This is a genomic window from Kitasatospora sp. NPDC048286, from assembly GCF_043201735.1.
Taxonomy (GTDB): domain Bacteria; phylum Actinomycetota; class Actinomycetes; order Streptomycetales; family Streptomycetaceae; genus Kitasatospora.
Genome location: NZ_JBICZE010000003.1, coordinates 221,451 through 241,467 on the forward strand (window position 1 = coordinate 221,451; position 20,017 = coordinate 241,467).

The following is a 20,017-nucleotide window of genomic DNA, read 5'->3' on the forward strand; positions in this document are numbered from 1 at the left end:
CCTCATCGATTGGTTGTCGGCCGGTCGTCGGCGCCCGGATCAGCTGTCGAGCAGCCCGTGCACGGAGTCGCTCAGGTCGGCGAAGGAGGACAGATCGGGTACGGTCCACCCGTTCAGGTCGTACTCCGCCAGGCACTCGTCGACCAGGCCCTTGTAGGCGTCCAGCTGGCCGTTGGCGAGCTGGGCGAAGAGCAGCTCGATCCGGGTGTTCTCGTGACTGCCCGCGTAGTTGCGCTCGTAGAGCTCGTGGCGGCCGCCGAACTCGCTGCCGACGGCGTCCCAGAGCAGCTTCATCACCTTGACCCGCTCGACCGCGTCGACACCGCCGGAGCCGCGCAGGAACCGGTCCAGGTAGGGCCGGATCCCCGGGTTGTCGAAGTCCTTGGCGCTGGAGTTCACATAGATCAGCCCGCTGGCCACGTCCTGCAGCACGATCTCCCTGATCCGCGGGTAGCCCGTCTGCATGAACCACCGGTAGGCCAGGCCGTACTGGGAGTTGGGCAGCACCGCGCCGTTGTGCCAGGCGACCGGGTTGCGGGCGGCCGCGTCGGACAGCCCCCAGAACAGGTTGCGCCAGGCCAGCACCTCGCCGAGCCGGCTCTGCACCCCGCGGAAGTCGCCGGTGCCGGTGATGTCCAGGGCCTTGGCCAGCAGCCCGGCGATGAACTCCAGCTTCACCGCGAGCCGGGTGCAGCCGTGGAAGGTGAACCGCTCGATGAAGCCGGACTGCCCGGTGAACAACCGGATCTTCTCCGGCTGGCCGTAGACGAAGACGTTCTCCCACGGGATGAGCACCTTGTCGAGCACCAGGATGGTGTCGTTCTCGTCCAGCCGGGAGGAGAGCGGGTGGTCGAAGGGGCTGCCCATCGCCGCCGCCGTCGCGGTGTAGGACGGGCGGCAGATCAGCTTCATCCCGGGCGCGTCCATCGGCACGGTGGCCACCAGCGCGAAGGTGCGGTCCTTGATCGGCAGGCCGTAGTGCGCGATGAAGTTGTAGTGCGTCAGCGCGGAGCCGGTGGCGACCACCTTCGCGCCGGACACCACCAGACCGGCGTCCGTCTCCTTCTCCGCGTGGATGAAGACGTCCTTCACCTGGTCCGGCGGCAGGGAGCGGTCGACCGGCGGGTGCACGATCGCGTGGTTCCAGTACAGCACCTTCTCCTGCGACTCGGCGTACCAGCGCCGGGCGTTGTCCGCGAACGGCTCGTAGAAGTCCGCGTTCGCGCCCAGGGTGCCGAGGAAGGACGCCTTGTAGTCGGGGCTGCGGCCCATCCAGCCGTAGCTCATCCGCGCCCAGGCGGCGATCGCCTGCTGGTCGGCGACCAGGTCCTCCGCGCTGCGCGGGGTGGTGAAGAAGCGGTGGGTGTAGCCCTCGCCGCCGCTGTCGACCGGCGCGGTCAGCACCGGCCGGTGTCGCGGATCGTGCAGGGCGTCGTAGAGCCGCGCGGTCATCCGGACCGGGTTGTGGAACGCCGGGTGGGCGGTGACGTCCTTGACCCGGTCGCCGTAGAGGTAGATCTCCCGGTCGTCGCGAAGGCTCTCGATGTACTCCGCCCCGGTCAGCGGGCGGCTGCCGCGCGCATCTCCGGCGGTGGTCTCGCGGGCTTCGGCCATCAGACGCCTCTCCTTGCTGCCAGTTCACCGGACGAACCGAGCCTGACAGTTCCGCATGGGTGGCCGCTTCTCCCGACGTGCGCTCGCGCCGGACCGGGCCGCGAGGGGCCTGGGAGTCAGCACGAGCGGAGATGCCCGGGGCCCGCCGCCCCCGGAGCATGAGCATCTGGATTGCCCGGCCTGCCAGGAAGGATTCCGGAATGAGCAAGCGGATCGACCTCGACATCGTGGTGCCGCTCTACCCGTTGATGCCGTACTTCCAAGACCGGACCAGGGAGTTGGCGGAGAAGTTCACGGCCAACCACCCCGAGTACCGGATCCGGGTCACCGGCGCGGACTGGCTGTCGGTTCCGCAGACCATCCACGACGCCGCCCTGAAGGGCGAGGCGCCGACCATCGCGCAGTACTTCTACACCTCGACCCGGGACGCCCTCGACGCCCGACGGCCCGACGGCTCACCGCTGTTCACCTCGGTCGAGCGGGCGATCGCGGGCCGCACCGAGATCCTCGGCGAGCCGGTCGTGCTCGGTGACGTCGAACCCGCCGCCCGGCACTTCTACACCTACGACGGCGCGGTCGCGGCCATGCCGCCGCTCACCTCGACCACCCTGCTCTACGCCAACACCACCCTGCTGGAGCGGGCCGGGATCACCGAGGTGCCGCTGACCTGGGCCGGCATCGAGGCCGCCTGTCGGGCCGTCACCGCGCTCCCGGACGGGCCGGCCCACGGGATCACCTGGCCCAACCACGGCTGGTGGTTCCAGCAGTCGGTGGCCCAGCAGGGCGCGCTGCTCGCCGACCGGGACAACGGCCGCTCCGGCCGCGCCGAGAAGCTGTACCTCGACTCGGACGCGATGCTCGCCTACGTCGAGTGGTGGCGCGGGCTGCACCGGGCGGGCCTGTACCGCTACCACCCGAGCCGGGTGAACACCGAGGTGGACTGGAACCGCAACTTCCGTGCCTTCGCCGACCAGGAGGTCGCCTTCGTCCTCACCACCTCGGTCGAGGCGGCCCGGATGGCCCAGGCCGGCCACGACGGCGGCTTCGTCGCCCGGGCCTGCCGGATGCCGTACAACGACCGGGTGCCGTACGCGGGCAACGTGATCGGCGGGGACGCGCTCTGGCTGGCGTCCGGGCTGGACAAGGAGACCGAGGACGGCGCCCTGGCCTTCATGCAGTACCTGAACACGCCGCGGACCGCCGCCGAGCGGCACCGGGAGACCGGGTTCATCCCGGTCACCGGCGGGGCGATCGAACTGCTGGAGCAGGAGGGCTGGTTCGAGCGCAACCCGCACTTCCGCACGGCGCTGGACCAGCTCGCCGCCAACTCCGGCTCGCCGGCCGCCCGGGGCGCGCTGCTCGGCGAGTTCGCCGCGATCCAGAACGTCCTGACCACCGCCATGCACGACGTCCTGGCCACCGACATGGACCCGCGGGAGCGCTTCGCCCGGGCGAACGCCGAGGCCCAGCTGCTGCTGGACGGGTACAACGACGCCTACCGGGGCCTGCGCCCCCGCGGCCCGATCCGGGTCGGCTGAGCGGGCCGAACGATGAAGGGGCCGGCGGTTCCGCGCGGAGCGGAACCGCCGGCCCCGGCGTACTCAGGACTTCTCGGCACCGAGCTCCAGCGGCGCGTCCGGCGCGCCGACCAGCTCCCGCAGCACCTCGCGGAAGCGGTCCACCTGCTCCGCCATGGTGCTCTCGTCGTAGAGGTTGCTGTTGTACTGGATGCCGGCGACCACGTCACCGGCCGGGTCCAGGTTGAGCGTCCACAGCGCGCCGTTGGGCACGTCCGAGCCCACCGGCTGCGAGGTGAGCCGGCGGCGCACCTCGGTGAACTCCAGGTCCCCGATCAGCTCGCCGTCCAGCAGGAACGGGAACGGGAAGACCTGGAAGACGCAGGCAGCCCGCTCGTCCTCCAGTGTCGGCAGCATCAACTCCGGCGCCTGGGCGAGGATCTGGCCGAACGGGATGTCATGGGCGTACGCCTCCAGGCTGGTGGTGCGGATCCTGGTGACCACCTCGGCGAAGTCGCGGGCCCCGGCCAGCTCCGTGCACAGCGGGAGGAAGTTGAAGAACGGCCCGACCGTGTGGTGGAAGCGGTCCTCGCCGCGGCCCGGCGAGAAGGTCGGCACCACCACCCGGGTCGTCCCGGTGGAGCGCGCGACCATCACCGCGAACGCGCCCATCAGCACCATGAACGGGGTGCTGCGCAGCGCCCGGCCGATCTCCACGGCCCGGGTGGTCAGGTCCTCGTCGACGGTGAAGCGGTACACGGCGGTGGACTCCGGCAGGCCGGAGGACTTCGGCCGGTCGGTGGGCACCGAGAGGATCCGGGCGCCGGCCAGCTGCTCCCGCCAGAACGCGCGCGACTCCTCCAGCGCCGGGTTCTCGGCGAACTCCCGCTGCCACTGCGAGAACTCGCGGTACGGCAGGGCGTCCGGCAGCTCGGGCTGGCGGTGCCCGCGGCGCTCGGCGTAGCGGACGGCGAGGTCGCGGATGATCAGCCGGACCGACCAGCCGTCGGCCGCGGTGTGGTGGACGACCAGCGCCAGGATCGCGTCGTCCTCGTCGAAGCGCAGCAAGGTGGCCTTCAGCAGCGGGAGTTCACGCGCGCTGACGGTGCCCGACTCGACCTCGGTGATCAGCTCCTCCACCGCCTGCCCGCGGGCCTGGGCGTCCGCTCCGGACAGCTCCCGCAGCTCCAGCGGGACCGGGGTGGGCGGGTGGACCTCCTGGTACCGCTCGCCCTCGCCCCGGACGATGGCGGTGCGCAGGGCCTCGTGCCGGACCACCACGTCGTCCAGGGCCAGTTGCAGCGTCGCGGCGTCGACCTTTCCGCGCAGGCGCCAGCCGTGCACGATGTGGAAGTGCGGGCCGAACGGTCCCTCCTCGTCGCCGCGGTCGAAACCGCAGAGGAATTCCTGGTTGAAGGAGAGCTGCGTCCTGCTCTCCGGTGCGTTCGACTGCGGCTTTCCATCGGAGATCATGGGGAATTCCTCTCGCTGGTTCCGGGGCGAATTCGCCCCGGAACCGTAGCAACGGCCCCGCCGCCGTGGTTCTTCGATCGTGCTGGCAATCAGGGAGATGCGCCCCGCCCCCGCCGCGGGCGACAGTGGCCGGGAAATGTCCGCCCGGCCCCGGGCGGAACGCCCGCGCCAACCGTAGAGGAGCCGCGCCGCAATGACGGTCGCCACGAATGCCGCAGGGTCCGGCTCGCCGCAGCCGCCCGAACCCGGTCTGACGCCGAAGGAGGTCATCGCCAGGGCCGAGGCCATCGCGCCGCTCCTGGTGGCCCGGCAGGCCGAGACCGAACAGCGCACGTACTACGCCGAGGACACCCACGAGGCGTTCGCGGAGGCCGGCTTCTACCGGATCCTCGTCCCCAAGCGGTACGGCGGCTACGAGTTCGGCATCGACACCTTCCTGCGGGTGGCGATGACGCTCGCCCGCGGCTGCCCGTCGACCGGCTGGATGTACTGCCTCGGCGCCACCCACGCCCTGCCCGCGGCCTCGCTGTTCGGCGAGCGGGCGCAGGCCGAGATCTTCGCCGGCGGCGACTTCATCTGCCCGGCCACCATCGTGCCGAACGGCCGGGCCGAGCGGGCGCGGGACGGCGGCTGGCGGCTCGACGGCACCTGGAACTACTGCTCGGGCTCGCCGTACGCCACGCACTTCATGGGGCACGTCCCGGTGCCCGGCGAGGACGGCGAGCCGCCGGCGCCGATGCTCTTCGTCGCCCCGCGCTCCGAGTTCCGCCGGCTCGACGACTGGGGCGGCCAGCTGGGCCTCAAGGGCAGCGGCTCGCACAGCATCGTGATCGAGGACGGTCTGGTCCCGGACCACCTGACGCTGCCGCGCACCCACATGAGCGAGGTCCTCGTCGACGGCGGCACCCCCGGCTACCGGCTGCACGGCAACCCGGAGTACGGCGGCGGCTCGCTCAGCTTCATGGTGCTGGAGGTCGCCTCGCTCGCCGTGGGTATGGCCCAGGGCGCGCTGGACGCCTACGGGGAGCTGATGCAGTCCCGCACGACGCTCTTCCCGCCCGTGGTCACCCGCGCCGAGGACCCGGACTACCAGTTCTGGTACGGCGAGGCGGCCGGCATGATCGCCACCGCCGAGGCCGCCGTGCTGCACGCCGTCACCCAGTGGCAGGAGCTCTGCGCCCAGGGGCCCGGCGCCTTCACCCGGGAGCACGACCTGCGCCTCGCCACCATCTGCCGCGAGGTGATCCGGCTGTGCTGGCACGCCGTGGAGGGGCAGCTGTTCCCGACGGCGGGGTCGAGCGCGGTGCGGCAGGGCGAGCGGATCGAGCGGGTCTGGCGCGACCTGTCCACCCTGCACAGCCACTCCGGGATCGGGGTCTTCCTGTCCGCGGTGACGACCCGGGAGCTCGCCCGTGCGCGGTTCGGTGTCAAGTAGCCCGTCGAGTCGAGTAGCCCGTCGAGCCGAGGAGTTCGTGTCATGACCGAGACCGATCCGGTCGTCTCGCTGCCCGGGGAGCGCGCCTACGCCGCCGCGACCGCCGTGTTCAACCTGGCCGCTCCGGTCCGGCCCGCGGCGGCGGTGACCGTCCGCACCGTCGAACAGGTCCAGGCGGCGCTGCGGCACGCCCACCGCGCGGGGCGGTGGGTCCGGGTGCACACCACAGGGCACGCCTCCTCCTCGGCCCGGCCGATGGACGACGCCCTGCTGATCCGCACCGAGCCCGCCGGGCCGGTCGTGGTCGACCCGGTGGCCCGCACCGCCCGCGTCCCGGCCGGAACGCGCTGGGGCGCGGTGGTCGAGGCCGCCGCCGAGCACGGGCTGGCCGCGCCGCACGGCACGTCGCCCACCGTCGGGGTGGTCGGGTACCTGCTGCGCGGCGGGATCAGCTTCTACGGCCGCCGGGCCGGGCTCGCCGTGAACAGCGTCCGGGCGATCGAACTCGTCACCCCGGACGGCGAGTTCCGCCGCGTCTCGGCGATCGCCGACCCGGAGCTGTTCTGGGCCCTGCGCGGCGGCGGGGGAGGGCTGGGCGTCGTCACCGCGGTCGAGCTCGCGCTCTTCCCGGCGGCCCGGGTGGTCACCGGCGCGGCCTTCTGGCCGGCCGCGTACGGCCCCGAGCTGCTGTCCCGCTGGCTGCGCTGGACCGGGGACGCGCCCGAGACCGTCACCACAGCGTTCCGGGTGATGAACCTGCCGGCCGTGCCGGAGATCCCGCCGGTCCTGACCGGCGGCCCGGTGATCTGCCTGGCCGGCGTGGTGCTCAGCCCGACCGAGGACGGCCTGGCGACCGCCGAGCGCCAGGCCGCGGACCTGCTCGGGCCGCTGCGGGCCGTCTGCGAGCCGGTGCTGGACACCTGGTGCACCACCACCCCGCCGGCCGTGGTCCGCACGCACATGGACCCGACCGACCCGGTGCCGGTGCTCGGGGACCACCTGCTGCTCTCCGAACTCGGCCCGGACGGCGCCGAGACCTTCCTCAAGGTGCTCGGCGAGGGCTCGGGATCCCCGCTGGTCAACGCCGAACTCCGGCAGCTCGGCGGCGCCCTGGCGGTGCCCGACCCGAACGGCGGGGCGCTCAGCCACCTCGACGGGGCCTTCGCGTTCACGGCCGGCGGGCTGGCCGTCGACCAGGTCACCACGGCGGCGGTCCGGGCGCACTGCGCCGAGGTCCGTTCCGCCCTGACGCCCTGGGACACCGGCCGGACCGCGCCGACCCTGGTCGAGCGGCTGGAGCAGCCGCAGGGGCACCTGTCCGCGGCCGCCGTCGCGCGGCTGGACCGGGTGCGCCACCGGGTGGACCCCGCCGGGTGGCTGCGCCACGACGTCCCGCCCGGGTCCTCCAACCGCTACTGACCCGCCCCCGCCGCCGCCCGGCGGCACCGCACCGCACGCACCCGCCGAAGCGCCCTCCGGAGCACCTCCGGAGGGCGCTTCGGCGTTTCCCCGGCCCGCCGTGACGGAATGCGGCCGGCCGGCGGGAAGTCGCGCCTCCCGATTTCCGGCGCCGCCGGGATTCCCCCGCTCGGAAAAGTCTCGGCAAAGCCGGTATGGGTTCGGTGAGCAATGTGAGAGATGCCCCTGCGGGCGGCCGACGTCCATGCTCGTGGGGTAGACCTGCGAGTGAAGTGTGATTCACCGTCGCAATTCGGGAACGCGGATCCAGGACCCCGGGACTTCTTCCTCCCGCCGGAGTCGGCCGCGTCAGTGCACTCGATGCGAAAAGCAGGGCCGTACACGATCTGCCGAGAGGGGAATTCGGTGACATACGGTGAACGATTCCGCAGACTGGTACCTGGCCTGGTGGTGATCTTGGTGGCCACCTCGCTGTTCTTCGCGGCACGGAGCTCGGTCGCGGTGGCCGGGGCGGAACAGGTCGCGAAGCAGTACGGCTTCAAGGAGATGCCCATCGCGATGCCGCCCGGCTACGACCAGCGGCCGATGAGGACCGTGCGGAACGTCAACCCGGCCTACCAGAAGATCCGTTCGTGGATCTCCTCGGTCGGGGCCAGCATCGCGATCAACGACCTCACCGGGCACGGCGTGGCCGACAGCATGTGCATCGTCGACACCAGGACCGACAGCGTGGTCGTCACCTACACGCCGACCGCCCGGCCGGCCGACCGCTTCACGCCCTTCGTGCTGGACGGCAAGCCGCTGCCGATGGACGACACCATGGCGCCCACCGGCTGCACGCCCGGCGACTTCAACGGCGACGGCCGGATGGACCTCCTGGTGACGTACTGGGGCCGCACGCCGATCCTGTTCATGGCCAGGTCGGACGCCACGACCCCGGCCGCGAGCTCCTACGTGCCGCGCGAGCTGGTGCCCTCGGAGTCGCTGGACGGGAAGTACCACGGCCCGCGCTGGAACACCGACGCGGACTACGTCGCCGACCTCGACGGCAGCGGACGCCCGTCGATCGTGATCGGCAACTACTTCCCCGACTCCGACGTGCTCGACCCGAACGGCCTGAAGAACGTCGTGATGAACGAATCGCTGTCCAGCGCCAGGAACGCCGGCGGCGACCACGTCCTGCGCTGGCAGCAGAGCACCTCGGGCCCCGAGCCCACGGTGTCGTACGTGGAGGAGAAGGGCGCGATCCCCTTCGACGCCTCGACCGGCTGGACGCTGGCGATCTCCGGCGCCGACCTGACCGGCGACGGACTGCCCGAGATGTACATCGCCAACGACTTCGGCCACGGGCACCTGATGTACAACAGGTCGACGCCCGGGCACATCCGGTTCACCGAGGCCACGGGCGAGCGCACACCGAGCACCCCCAAGTCCTTCGTGCTGGGCAACGGCTCCTTCAAGGGCATGGGCGTCGACTTCGGCGACCTCGGCCGCAACGGCAACTTCGACATGATGGTCAGCAACATCGCCGTCGCCTGGGGCCTGGAGGAGAGCAACTTCGTCTGGATCAACAAGGCGAAGGACGAGGCCGACATGAAGGCCAAACTCGCCGACGGCGTCGCGCCGTTCACCCAGGAGGCCCAGGAGCACGGCATGGCCTGGAGCGGCTGGGGCTGGGACGCCAAGATGGGCGACTTCCTCAACAGCGGAGACCTCAACGTCCTCCAGGCGACCGGCTTCGTGAAGGGGAACATCAACCGCTGGCCGTGGCTGCAGGAGATGGCCATGACCAACGACGACCTGCTCTCCAACCCCGCGATGTGGCCCAACGTCCAGCCGGGCGACGACATCGCCGGGGACGAGGCCGTCGCCTTCTACGCCAAGACCCCCGACGGCCCGTACGTGAACATCAGCTCCGAGCTGGGCATCGCCGTGCCGACGCCCACCCGCGGTCTCGCCACCGGCGACACCACCGGGACCGGCCGGCTGGACTTCGCCGTCGCCCGCCAGTGGGGGCCGCCCGCCTTCTACGCCAACACCGCGCCCAGCGTGGGCAACCAGCTGAACCTGCGGCTCTACCGGCCGACCGCCGAGGGCGGGGCGGGCCAGGGCCTGGTGAACAGCGGAGCGCCCGCGTACAACGCCACCGTGTGCGTCATGACCCCGGACGGCCGCACCCAGATCTCCCAGCTCGACGGCGGCGGCGGCCACGGCGGCTACCGCAGCTTCGACGTGCGCTTCGGCCTCGGCTCCCAGCAGGGCCCGGTCACCGTCAAGCTGATGTGGCGGGACGCGAGCGGCGGGCTGCACGAGAAGACCGAGCAGATCGACACCGGTACCCACACCCTCATGCTGACCAGCGACGTCCAGGAGGTCCCGAACCGATGAGCGCGACCGCGCAACCCGTTCCCGGCGGCGCCCCGGCGGCCGCGCCGGCCGCCCCCGCGAAACCGAAGGACCCGCGCTACCTGGCGCTGCGGAACTTCGCCATCTCCATCAGCGTGTTCAACATCTTCGGCTACACCCTGCTCGGCTTCGAACAGCCCTGGCTCTGGCCGTTCATCGCGGTGGTCACCGCCTACACCTGCGAGATCTGCTTCGAGCTGATCAGCGCCTGGGCGCAGCGGCGCGCGCCGCGCTTCCGCGGCCGCGGGGCACGCGGGCTCTACGAGTTCCTGCTGCCGGCCCACATCACGGCGCTGGCGGTCAACATGCTGACGTACGGCAACAACCAGCTGCTGCCGTTGTTCTTCGGGGTGGTCATCGGCGTCGGCGGCAAGCACGCCCTGCAGGCGCCGATCGCGGGCCGGATGCGGCACTACATGAACCCGTCCAACTTCGGGATCACGATGTCGCTGCTGTGCTTCGGCACCTGGTTCAGCATCTCGCCGCCGTACCAGTTCACCGAGAACGCGAACACCTTCTTCCGCGTGATGATCCCGCTGATCATCGCCACCGCGGGAACGGTGATCAACGCCCTGCTCACCAAGCGCACGCCGCTGATCGTCGGCTGGCTCGGCGCGTTCGCCATCCAGGCGTTCGTCCGGCACTGGATCTGGGACGTCGCGCTGTACTCCGCGCTCGGCGCGATGACCGGCGTCGCCTTCGTGCTGTTCACCAACTACATGATCAGCGACCCGGGCACCACGCCGATGAAGGCCAAGGCCCAGTTCATGTTCGGCTCCTCGGTCGCCATGGTCTACGGGGTGCTGATGGTGTTCAACGTGGTCTACACCCTGTTCTACGCCACCACCATCGTCTGCGCCCTGCGCGGCATCGGGTGGTGGGTCGCGCACCTGATCCAGAAGTCCCGGCAGGCCAAGGCCGCCGGGGCGGGCGCCCCGGAGGGGACGGCCGCGCAGCCGCAGCAGGTCGGTGCGGTCGCGGCCTGAGGCACCGAGGGTGGCACCACGACGGCGCTGTGGCGCTGCCCGGACCGGGCAGCGCCACAGCGCCGTCGGGCCGGTTCTAGCGTTCGGCCGCCGCCTCGACGGGCCGCGCCGGCGGCCGGAACGGGCCCCAGGTGAACGCGGGCAGCCAGGCCTGCGGCGCGTCGCTCCACGCCAGTTCGGCGATCTGGTCGAGCGAGCGCCGGCCGGTGAGCGAACGCAGCAGGTCGTGCCGGTGCCCGCGCAGGACGGCGGCCGGCTCGCCGTCGCCGGCCAGCCACTCGGCCCCCGGCGCCTCGATCCGCAGCGCCGGAAGCCCCAGCGTGCGCACCGCGTTGGCGAAGCCCCGGACGACCAGGTCCAGCGACGAGGGGTAGGACGGGTGGTCCGGGAGCACCTCCGCCCCCAGCGCGGCCCGCAGGTCCATCTCGTGGGTGAACGCGTCCATCATCAGCATGGTGTGCCGCAGTTGGGGGGACTCGGTGAGCACCCGCTCCACCGGGGCGTCCAGCCGCGCCCACTCGGCGAGCAGGCCGTCCAGGCCGTCGCCGGAGTCGGCGTGCGGGACCTCCCACAGGTTGCCCGGCGCGTCGGCGGCCACCGTCCGGCAGACCTCCAGCAGGTGGCCGACCAGGTCCAGCACGGTCCAGTCCGGACAGGCGGGCACCGCGACCCCGGCCACCCCGGGCCGGTCGCCCAGCAGCGCCGTGATGTTCTCCCGGGAACCGCGGTAGGCGAGGTGGTCGGGCGCCCGGTCCCAGAGCGACCCGGGCGTGGCCTCGGCGTTCCGCTGATACGTGCTCATACGGCTCTCCTTCGGTGGGACGACCTTGACGGGGACGGACCGACGACGCCGGGAACCCGGTCTCGTACGGGCCGGTTCCATTGTGGCGCCCGGGATCCGGGCCGGGGCCGAACGGACGGAACGCGGAGCACTCCCGAAGACGCGGGTCCGAAGACGGCCCCGGAAACGCAACCGTGGAGATGCGGGCGGTGACGTGGCGTCAGGAGCATGGAGGAGCCGTCAATTCCCGATGTGAGCCTGGGAGGGATCGTGCCGACGACCTTGGGATCGCTGCGCCGACTGGTACTGACACCGTCACTGGCCTCGGTGACCTTCGCCGGGCGCGGGTTCCCGGTGACACCCACGGAGTCCACCGAACGGCTGGAGGCGGTGCCCCGCGCGGTGGTCTGCGGCTTCGAGTGGGGGATCGACGCCCGCAGCCAGTGGGAGGTCGAGCGCCGCCTCGCCCTGGTCGAGCCCGAACAGCGCGGATTCGCCTACGAGGGCGCCACCATGGCCTTCACCGTCCTGGACGCGATGGGCCGGGGCCACCGCACCAGGGACCTGCTGGCCGGTCCGGGACAGCCGCACATCTTCCTGGCGTACATCGGCATCGGCTTCGCCATGGCGCGGCTGCCGCGGCCGCTGTGGCGCAAGGTGCTGCCGGACCTCGCCGGGACGCCCTACCACCCGACGATGAGCTGGCTGGCCGTCGACGGCTACGGCTTCGACCTCGCCTACTTCCACACCCGGCGCTGGGTGGACGAGCAGCGCCGGCCGAAGCCGTACCCGTGGCAGGACGCGCCCGAGTACTTCCCGCGGGCGTTCGACCAGGGCGTCGGACGGGCCCTGTGGTTCATCCACGGCGGCTCGCCGGCGCAGGTCGCCGACGCGGTGCGGCGGTTCGACGCCGACCGGCAGGGCGACCTGTGGAGCGGCGTGGGACTGGCCGCGACCTTCGCCGGCGGCGGCACGGCCGACGGCCTGGCCGGGCTGTGCGACGCGGCGGGCCCGCACCGGGCGCAGCTCGCCCAGGGCTCGGTGTTCGCCTCCAAGGCGCGCGCGTACGCCGGGTTCGTCCCCGCGCACTGCGAGACCGCCTCGACGAGCCTGACCGGCCTGTCGGTCGAGGCGGCCGCGAAGGTGGCCGACGACTGCGCGGTGGACGACCGCGCCCCGGGCGCCGCCGGCGGTCCGCCCCCGTACGAACGGTGGCGGGCGAACGTGCGCGCCCACTTCGGCGACTAGGGCCCAGGCGTGTGCGAAGCAGCCGCGGGGCGGATCGGCCGCCCCGCGGAAGACCTGAGAGGAGTAAGGCGTGTCCACTGCATGGCGGACGCTCCGACGTCGAATTCTCACTCCGAGCACCTCTGAGACGCTCATGGAAACACGTGGTTTCCACCGGAAGTCGCCGGCCGCCCAGGACCTCCTGGAGACGGTCGGCGCGCGCTTCCTGGAGGGCTACGCGCACGCCGTGGAGGCCCGCAACCCGGCGGAGGCGGAATACCCGCTGGAGGAGATCCCGGACCGGTTCCGCGGATTCGCCTACGAGGGCGCCGGAATGGGCTTCGCCATGCTCGACGGGCTGCGGCTGTCCGGCGGCGGCTCGGTGGCCCGCTGCCTCCAGGGCCGCGGCGCCGACCACGTCTACATGGTGTACGTCGGGATCGGCTGGGCGATGGCCCGGCTGCCGAGGTTCTGCTGGCCCGACGTCGACGCGCTCGACCCGCTGCTGCGCTGGCTGGTGCTCGACGGGTACGGCTTCCACCAGGCGTACTTCCGCACCGACCGGTACGTCCACCGGCAGTACCGGGACCCGGCGTTCCCCTGGCCGGCCCATGACGCCCCGTCGTACGCCGGCCGCGCGATCGACCAGGGCATCGGCCGGGCCCTGTGGTTCGTCGGCGGCACCGACCCGGACCTGGTCGCGACCATGATCGAGAAGTTCCCGGAGTCCAGGCGCTCCGACCTCTACGGCGGGGCCGGACTGGCGGCCACCTACGCCGGGGGCGTGGACGAGGCCGAACTGTGCGCGTTCCGGGACCGGGCCGGCGAGCACCGGGCGATCGTCGCGCAGGGCAGCGCGTTCGCGGCCGAGGCCCGGATCCGGGCCGGACTGCTGGTGCCGCACACGGAGTTGGCCACCCGGGTGTTCTGCGGCATGGGGCCCGTCGAGGCGGCCGCGGTGACCCAGGAGCTGCGGCCGACCGAGCCGGTGCCGGGCCCGGTGCCCGCGTTCGAGCTGTGGCGCCAGGCCATCGCCGACCGCTTCCGGAACGTCGGGGGGTGCTAGCCGTGGCCGCCACCCGCAAGGTCCCGCCGGGCCCGCCGCGCCGGGCCGCCCCCGTCCTGCTGCGCAGGCTGGTGGGGGACCGGCTGGAGATGATGCGCGCCGCCGCGGCGGAGTACGGCGACGCGGTCCGGATCTCCATGGGCCCCAAGACGCTCTACTTCTTCAACCACCCCGACCACGCCAAGCACGTGCTCGCGGACAACGCGGCCAACTACCACAAGGGGATCGGCCTGGCCCAGGCCCGACGCGCCCTCGGCAACGGCCTGTTGACCAGCGAGGGGGAGCTCTGGCGCAAGCAGCGCCGGCAGATCCAGCCCGCCTTCCAGCACAAGCGGATCGTCCAGCAGGCCGGTGCCGTCGCGGAGGAGGCGGCCAAGCTGGTCGGCCGGCTGCGGGCGCACGAGGGCGGCGGACCGGTCGACGTGGTCAAGGAGATGACGGCGCTCACCCTCGGGGTGCTCGGCCGCACGCTGCTCGACGTCGACCTCAGCGCCTTCGAGGCGGTCGGGCACGACTTCGAGGCCGTGCAGGACCAGGCGATGTTCGACATGGTCACCATGGGCATGGTGCCCGGCTGGGTGCCGCTGTCCAAGCAGCTCCGCTTCCGCCGCGCCCGGCAGGACCTGCAGGGGGTGGTCGACCGGCTGGTGGCGGAGCGGGTCTCCCGCGACGGCGCCCGGATCGAGGGGGAGGACGCGCTGTCCCGCCTGATCGTCGCCACCCGGCAGGAGCCCGACCGAGCCGTCGCCCGGCAGCGGATGCGCGACGAGCTGGTCACGCTGCTGCTGGCCGGCCACGAGACCACGGCGAGCACCCTCGGCTGGACCTTCTACCTGGCCGACCGGCACCCCGAGGTGATGGACCGGCTGCACGCCGAGGCCGTCGAGGTGCTGGGCGACCGCCTGCCCGAGTTCGAGGACCTGCACCGCCTGCGGTACACCTCGATGGTGGTGGAGGAGGTCATGCGGCTCTACCCGCCGGTGTGGATCCTGCCGCGGCAGGCCCAGGCGGACGACGAGGTCGGCGGGTACCACGTCCCGGCCGGCGCCGACGTGCTGATCTGCCCGTACACCCTGCACCGCCACCCCCGGTTCTGGGACGCCCCGGAGCAGTTCGACCCGGAGCGCTTCGACCGGGACCGGGCGGTCGACCGGCCGCGCTACGCCTACATCCCGTTCGGGGCGGGGCCGCGCTTCTGCATCGGCAACCATCTCGGGCTGCTGGAGGCGACGTTCACGATCGCCATGGTCGCTCGGGAGCTGCGGCTGAGGAAGGTGCCGGGCCACCGGGTGGTGGCCGAGCCGATGCTGTCGCTGCGGGTGGGCGGCGGCCTGCCGATGACGGTGCACCCGGCCGGCTGACCGGGCCCCGGGGCCGCACGGCGAAGCCCCCGCGACCGTCCCTCCGGGGATCGTCGCGGGGGCTCCTGTGTGGGCTTCGGGCCCGGCTCCGAACGCTCCGCGGACGCGGGTTCGAAGCCGGGCCCGGGGCCGCGGGATCAGGCGGTGTCGGTGATCGGGGCGGCCCGCGCGGTCAGTGCCACCGCCCGGGCGTCCAGCAGGGCCAGCAGCACCGGCGGGTCGAGGACCCGGGCCTGGCGCAGGCGGAGCTCGATCGGCAGCAGCGGCACGTCCGGCCGCACCTCGATCGGTCCGACCGATCCCACCGAGACCGGGCGGTCGCCCGTCAGTACCTCGTCGAACGCGGCCGGGACGGAGTGCGCCAGCAGGAACCAGGTGCCGGCCGGCACCTGGTCGAATAAGAAGACGCCGGGGCGGGGGAGGACGGTACACGCGGCGGGTCGCCCTTCGGGGACGCGGGTCGGGAACAGCCCGACGTACACCCGGCCGAGGTCCCCCGCGATGGGGGCCCGGATCTCGCCGCGGAAGGTCGAGAGTTCCGTGCTCCGGGACAGGCCGCGCGGGTCGACCTCGATCCGGGGAGTGAAACCCCCGAGCTGGCGGTAGACGGTGGGGGGGACGCCGACGCTGCTGGCGAACCGTGAGCTGAAGGTACCGACGCTGTTGTACCCGACGCGGTGGCTGATCTCGGTCACCGTGAACGACGTTTCGATGAGGAGGCGCTTGGCCGTTTCGAGGCGGATGGCGGAGAGGAATCGCCTCGGCGAAACCCCGGTCATTCGCTGGAATTCACGGGAGAAGTGGAATTTGCTGTACATGGCGGCCTGCGCCATGTCGTCTATGGTCAGCAGCTCGCCGATGTTCTCGTGCATGGTCTCGATGGCCCGGGAAACAGCTTGCTCGATGGCAGTTGTCATGATTGACTCCAGCTTCTCCGCCGCACCTGCGGATGAACAGAGATTCCACCCTTGCGATGATCGGGAACGAAAGTCGCGGCCGCGCTGACAGGCCGACTGTCGAGGTGCCAGGCAAGCGAAGGGAGGCCCCCTTCGGAAAAGGCGAAGCTGAAAAGTGTCGCCGGCCATAGCAAGTGACGACCGTAGCAGCAGGCACATGACAGACGCAATGGTCCGGTGGCACGTGCCCTCGGCATGACCGTCCGGTGAGTTGTCCCGGAATTCATGTTTGAACGGCCCCGGAGGCCATCAGCAACACAGGAGATGCTTGCGGGGGCGTATTGCGCGCACGATGCCACTGTCGCGTATGCGAATCGGGATCGGCCGGTGCGTGCCGGGCCCGCTTTTCGACAAGCCCCTGAGGAGATGCCGGTGGGCTCGCCTACCTCGGATCGACACGATTACCGGACCATGACGCTCGAAGCGTTCGCGGACACGATCGTCCCGGGCGAGAAGCGTTCCCCCGACGACCGGGCGGTGGCCGGCGCCTCGACCGGCGGCGGCGCCGTCCAGGCGGGCGCCATCGAGCTGCTGGAGACGCCGGCGACCGGACTGTCGGACGCCCTGGACGACTACGAGCAGGCCCTGAACCGCCACGCGAGCGCGTACGCGGACGACCACGGCCTGCGGCTCGACGACTCGGTGCCGCCGTTCGTCGCGCTGCCGTTCGCGGACCGGACCAGCCTGGTGCAGGAACTGACCGGGACGGAACACCAGGAACGTGAACTGTGGGTCCTGCTGGCGCTGTTCGCCAACATGGCCTTCGACACCGCCGCCCACATGCCCACCGCGGACGCGCTCGCGGCGGGCCACCCGGGCCTCACGGCGATGGGGTTCATGAAGCCGGACGAGGACGGCCTGTGGCGGTTCCCCGACTTCTCGTACGGCAAGCAGCTGGCCGAACCCCACCCGGACACCACGTCTTCAGGGAGTCCCGCATGACAAGCACCGAGAGCACCGACGTCCTGATCGTGGGCAGCGGCTTCGGCGGCGCGATCGCGGCGTACCACCTGGCGGCCGGCGGCGCCAAGGTCACCATCCTGGAGCGCGGCCCCTGGCTGAAGGCCGACGACTTCGACCACGACTTCCAGCTCGGCTCCTCGTACACCCGGATCTTCGACTTCGTGGTCGGCGACGGGATGAGCCTGCTCGGCGGCAACTGCGTCGGGGGCGGCAGCGTGGTGTACTTCGCCGCGATGCCGCGCGCGCCGCGGTTCGTCTTCGAGCGCCGCGGCAGCATCGGCCGGCGGATGTGGCCGGCCGCCATCGACCGGGACGTCCTCGACCCCTGGTACGACCGGGTGGCCGAGGCGCTGCCCATCACGCAGCAGGACTGGAACGACGTCACCTACTCGGGCGGGCTGTTCGCCGCGGCCTGCGAGCACGCGGGGCGCACCGCCAACCCCGTCCCGGCCGCCATCGACCGGGCGAAGTGCACCAACTGCAACTGGATGATGTCCGGTTGCCGCTTCGACGCCAAGCGCTCCCTGCTGCTGAACTACCTGCCGGCGGCCCTCGCGCACGGCGCCGAGATCCGGCCGCTGCACGAGGTGCAGCAGCTGACCCGGACGGACGACGGCGGCTACCGGGTGCACTACAGCGTCGTCGACGACGAGGACTACCGGGTGCACGTCGGCAGCGGCACGATCGACGCGAAGATCGTCGTGCTCGCCGCCGGCGCCGGCGCCACCCCGGTGATCCTCCAGCGCTCCGAGGCGGCCCTGGGCGAGATGCCGCACGCCGTGGGCCGTTACTTCTCCGGCAACGGGGAGCGCCTCAACACGGCCATCGTCGACGAGGACAAGGCCCGCGACCTGCTGGGGCTCAAGCGCTCCGACGGCCCGGCGTTCCGGGCCAACCAGATCGGCAAGGGCCCGGTCGTGGCGAGCTGGGACAACCTCGACGGCTCGCTGCCGGAGCACTCCCGGTTCTCCCTGGAACAGCTCTACTTCCCGCCGGGGTTCGGCACCATCCTGGCGCAGGTGCCCGACGCGAGCGGGCCCAGCTGGTTCGGTGTGGAGAAGAAGGAACTGGTCCGGCAGTGGCAGTCCTGGCTGACAATCTTCACCATGATCGAGGACGACAACGAGGGCGTCTTCGGCCCGCCGCCGCCCACCGGCAACGCGCAGCGGATCTCCCAGCAGATGCTCGGGCGCGGGTCGATCTCGTACCGGCCGACCGCCAACACCCTGCGCGCCTGGGCCGATTCGGACGCCGTGGTGAAGGACATCCTGGAGCGCGACGGACTCGCCCGCGTCATGCCGTGGACCAACGACCTGGTGGGCGCCTACACGGTGCACCCGCTGGCGTCCTGCCGGATCGGTGACGACCCGCAGACCTCGGCGCTCGACGACCGGCAGGAACTGCGCAACCACCCGGGCATCTTCGTCACCGACGGCTCCGCCGTCCCGGGGGCGCTCACGGTCAACCCCGCGCTGACCATCTCGGCGCTCGCCGAGCGCGCGATCCCGGGCATCGTGGCCGCCGCGCAGCAGCGCGGCGTGAACGTCAAGTACGGCGCGCCCGCGCCGGACGGCGCCACCAACGGCCGGCGCGGCGTGCAGGTGCAGCTGCCCGGCCTGATGCGCCGGTAGCGCCAGGCGCCCGACCGGGCTTCCGGACCGGGCTTCCAGACCGAGCTTGGAGGAGGACGCACATGACGACGCCGTTCCTGCGGCCGGCCCTGCGCAGGTCCATGGCGCAGGTCCACCGGGTCGCCCCGGTGCGGCCGGCCGACGCGGGGAAGGAGGTGGCCGGCGTCTTCGCCGAGGTCGAGCGGGAGTTCGGCATGCTGGCACCGCCGATCGGCCTGCACGCCGCCTCGCCGGCGGTGCTCGCCGCCTCCTGGGTGATGCTGCGGGAGACCCTGGTCGCCGGCGGACGGGCCGACCGCGCGACCAAGGAGGCGGTGGCCGCGGCGGTCTCGGCCGCCAACTCCTGCCCGTACTGCGTGGAGGTGCACGGGACGACGCTGGCCGCGCTGCTGCCCGGGGCGTCCGCCCCGGGCAGCGCCCGGGCGGCCGTCGAGGCGTCGGCGGACTGGTTCCGGGCGGACCGGGACCAGGGCGCGCCGCCGCCGTTCTCCGCCCAGGCGGCGCCCGAACTGGTCGGGGTGGCGGTCACCTTCCACTACCTCAACCGCATGGTCAACCTGTTCCTCGCGCCGAGCCCGCTGCCGACCGGACTCCCGGCGGCCGCGAGATCGGCGGCGAGGGCGGTCCTCGGCCGACTGATGCGCCGCAGCGCGCGCGTCGCCCCGCCGGCCGGGACCTCGCTCGACCTGCTGCCCTCCGCGCCGCTGCCGCAGGACCTGCGCTGGGCGGCGGGCACCCCCAGCGTGGCCGGCGCCTTCGCCCGGGCGGCCGCCGCGATCGACGCGGCGGGGGCCAGGTCGGTGCCGGACGGCGTCCGCGCCCTGCTGGCCGACCGGCTGGCCGACTGGGACGGCCGGCCGCCGGGGATCAGCCGCGGCTGGGTCGAGGACGCCGTGGCGGCCCTGCCCGGGGACGAGCGTCCGGCGGGCCGGCTGGCCCTGCTGACCGCCGAGGCCTCGTACCAGGTCGACGACGGCCTGGTCGCCGAGTTCCGGCGCGGCCGGCCCGGCGACGCCGCGCTGATCGAGCTCACCTCCTGGGCCGCCCTGACGGCGGCCCGGGAGCTGGGCGCCCGGCTCGCCGACCGCGTTCCCACGGCCGCCGGCTGACGCCGCGCACGGCCCGCACACCCGAGGCTCCCGCCGACCGGCGGGAGCCTCGGCGCGTTCCCGGCCAAGGCCC

At 72.4% G+C, this 20,017-nt stretch carries 15 protein-coding genes; 11 read left to right on the forward strand and 4 right to left on the reverse strand.

Going from position 1 to position 20,017, the window contains the following annotated elements; translation table 11 throughout:
• Positions 1-39: 39 nt before the first annotated feature.
• Positions 40-1,614: a 4-hydroxyphenylacetate 3-hydroxylase family protein gene (locus ACGF13_RS08790; protein WP_392870628.1), complete on the reverse strand. Its 1,575-nt coding sequence runs from the start codon at positions 1,612-1,614 to the stop codon at positions 40-42.
• Between the two features lie 200 nt (positions 1,615-1,814).
• Between ACGF13_RS08790 and ACGF13_RS08795 the strand changes: the two genes are divergently transcribed.
• Positions 1,815-3,152 (forward strand): extracellular solute-binding protein, encoded by a 1,338-nt coding sequence (locus ACGF13_RS08795; protein ID WP_392870631.1) that lies wholly within the window; start codon positions 1,815-1,817, stop codon positions 3,150-3,152.
• Between the two features lie 63 nt (positions 3,153-3,215).
• Here the strand turns inward: ACGF13_RS08795 and ACGF13_RS08800 are convergent, their stop codons facing one another.
• Positions 3,216-4,604 carry a condensation domain-containing protein gene (locus ACGF13_RS08800; protein WP_392870634.1) on the reverse strand — a complete coding sequence of 463 codons (1,389 nt, stop codon included), beginning with the start codon at positions 4,602-4,604 and terminating at the stop codon, positions 3,216-3,218.
• Positions 4,605-4,797: 193 nt separating this feature from the next.
• Here ACGF13_RS08800 and ACGF13_RS08805 point away from each other — a divergent pair, with 193 nt between their 5' ends.
• From ACGF13_RS08805 to ACGF13_RS08820, 4 genes are all read left to right on the forward strand, one after another.
• The gene (locus ACGF13_RS08805; RefSeq protein WP_392870636.1) at positions 4,798-6,039 is read left to right on the forward strand and encodes an acyl-CoA dehydrogenase family protein; all 1,242 of its coding nucleotides are present in this window, start codon (positions 4,798-4,800) and stop codon (positions 6,037-6,039) included.
• A gap of 42 nt (positions 6,040-6,081) precedes the next feature.
• Positions 6,082-7,458, forward strand: a complete 1,377-nt coding sequence (locus ACGF13_RS08810) for an FAD-binding oxidoreductase (RefSeq protein ID WP_392870638.1) — start codon at positions 6,082-6,084, stop codon at positions 7,456-7,458.
• 450 nt (positions 7,459-7,908) lie between these two features.
• The gene (locus ACGF13_RS08815; RefSeq protein ID WP_392871642.1) at positions 7,909-9,846 is read left to right on the forward strand and encodes an FG-GAP repeat domain-containing protein; all 1,938 of its coding nucleotides are present in this window, start codon (positions 7,909-7,911) and stop codon (positions 9,844-9,846) included.
• Positions 9,843-10,850, forward strand: coding sequence for an enediyne biosynthesis protein (locus ACGF13_RS08820; protein WP_392870641.1), 1,008 nt, complete (start codon positions 9,843-9,845; stop codon positions 10,848-10,850). Before ACGF13_RS08815 ends, ACGF13_RS08820 begins: the two co-directional genes overlap by 4 nt.
• 76 nt (positions 10,851-10,926) lie before the next feature.
• Here ACGF13_RS08820 and ACGF13_RS08825 read toward each other — a convergent pair whose 3' ends face one another.
• Positions 10,927-11,652 (reverse strand): maleylpyruvate isomerase family mycothiol-dependent enzyme, encoded by a 726-nt coding sequence (locus ACGF13_RS08825; protein ID WP_392870644.1) that lies wholly within the window; start codon positions 11,650-11,652, stop codon positions 10,927-10,929.
• A 249-nt stretch (positions 11,653-11,901) separates the two neighbouring features.
• Between ACGF13_RS08825 and ACGF13_RS08830 the strand changes: the two genes are divergently transcribed.
• From ACGF13_RS08830 to ACGF13_RS08840, 3 genes are all read left to right on the forward strand, one after another.
• Positions 11,902-12,879 (forward strand): DUF1702 family protein, encoded by a 978-nt coding sequence (locus ACGF13_RS08830; protein ID WP_392870647.1) that lies wholly within the window; start codon positions 11,902-11,904, stop codon positions 12,877-12,879.
• Between the two features lie 70 nt (positions 12,880-12,949).
• Positions 12,950-13,924 (forward strand): DUF1702 family protein, encoded by a 975-nt coding sequence (locus ACGF13_RS08835; RefSeq protein ID WP_392870650.1) that lies wholly within the window; start codon positions 12,950-12,952, stop codon positions 13,922-13,924.
• A 2-nt stretch (positions 13,925-13,926) separates the two neighbouring features.
• Positions 13,927-15,285 carry a cytochrome P450 gene (locus ACGF13_RS08840; RefSeq protein ID WP_392870653.1) on the forward strand — a complete coding sequence of 453 codons (1,359 nt, stop codon included), beginning with the start codon at positions 13,927-13,929 and terminating at the stop codon, positions 15,283-15,285.
• Positions 15,286-15,422: 137 nt separating this feature from the next.
• On the opposite strand, the gene ACGF13_RS08845 is transcribed toward ACGF13_RS08840, so the two are convergent.
• Positions 15,423-16,202, reverse strand: a complete 780-nt coding sequence (locus ACGF13_RS08845; protein ID WP_392870656.1) for a helix-turn-helix transcriptional regulator — start codon at positions 16,200-16,202, stop codon at positions 15,423-15,425.
• Between the two features lie 450 nt (positions 16,203-16,652).
• Here ACGF13_RS08845 and ACGF13_RS08850 point away from each other — a divergent pair, with 450 nt between their 5' ends.
• From ACGF13_RS08850 to ACGF13_RS08860, 3 genes are all read left to right on the forward strand, one after another.
• Positions 16,653-17,183 (forward strand): DUF5987 family protein, encoded by a 531-nt coding sequence (locus ACGF13_RS08850; protein WP_392870659.1) that lies wholly within the window; start codon positions 16,653-16,655, stop codon positions 17,181-17,183.
• Positions 17,180-18,835 carry a GMC family oxidoreductase N-terminal domain-containing protein gene (locus ACGF13_RS08855; protein ID WP_392870662.1) on the forward strand — a complete coding sequence of 552 codons (1,656 nt, stop codon included), beginning with the start codon at positions 17,180-17,182 and terminating at the stop codon, positions 18,833-18,835. Before ACGF13_RS08850 ends, ACGF13_RS08855 begins: the two co-directional genes overlap by 4 nt.
• Before the next feature lie 62 nt (positions 18,836-18,897).
• The gene (locus ACGF13_RS08860; RefSeq protein WP_392870665.1) at positions 18,898-19,944 is read left to right on the forward strand and encodes a carboxymuconolactone decarboxylase family protein; all 1,047 of its coding nucleotides are present in this window, start codon (positions 18,898-18,900) and stop codon (positions 19,942-19,944) included.
• Positions 19,945-20,017 lie beyond the last annotated feature (73 nt).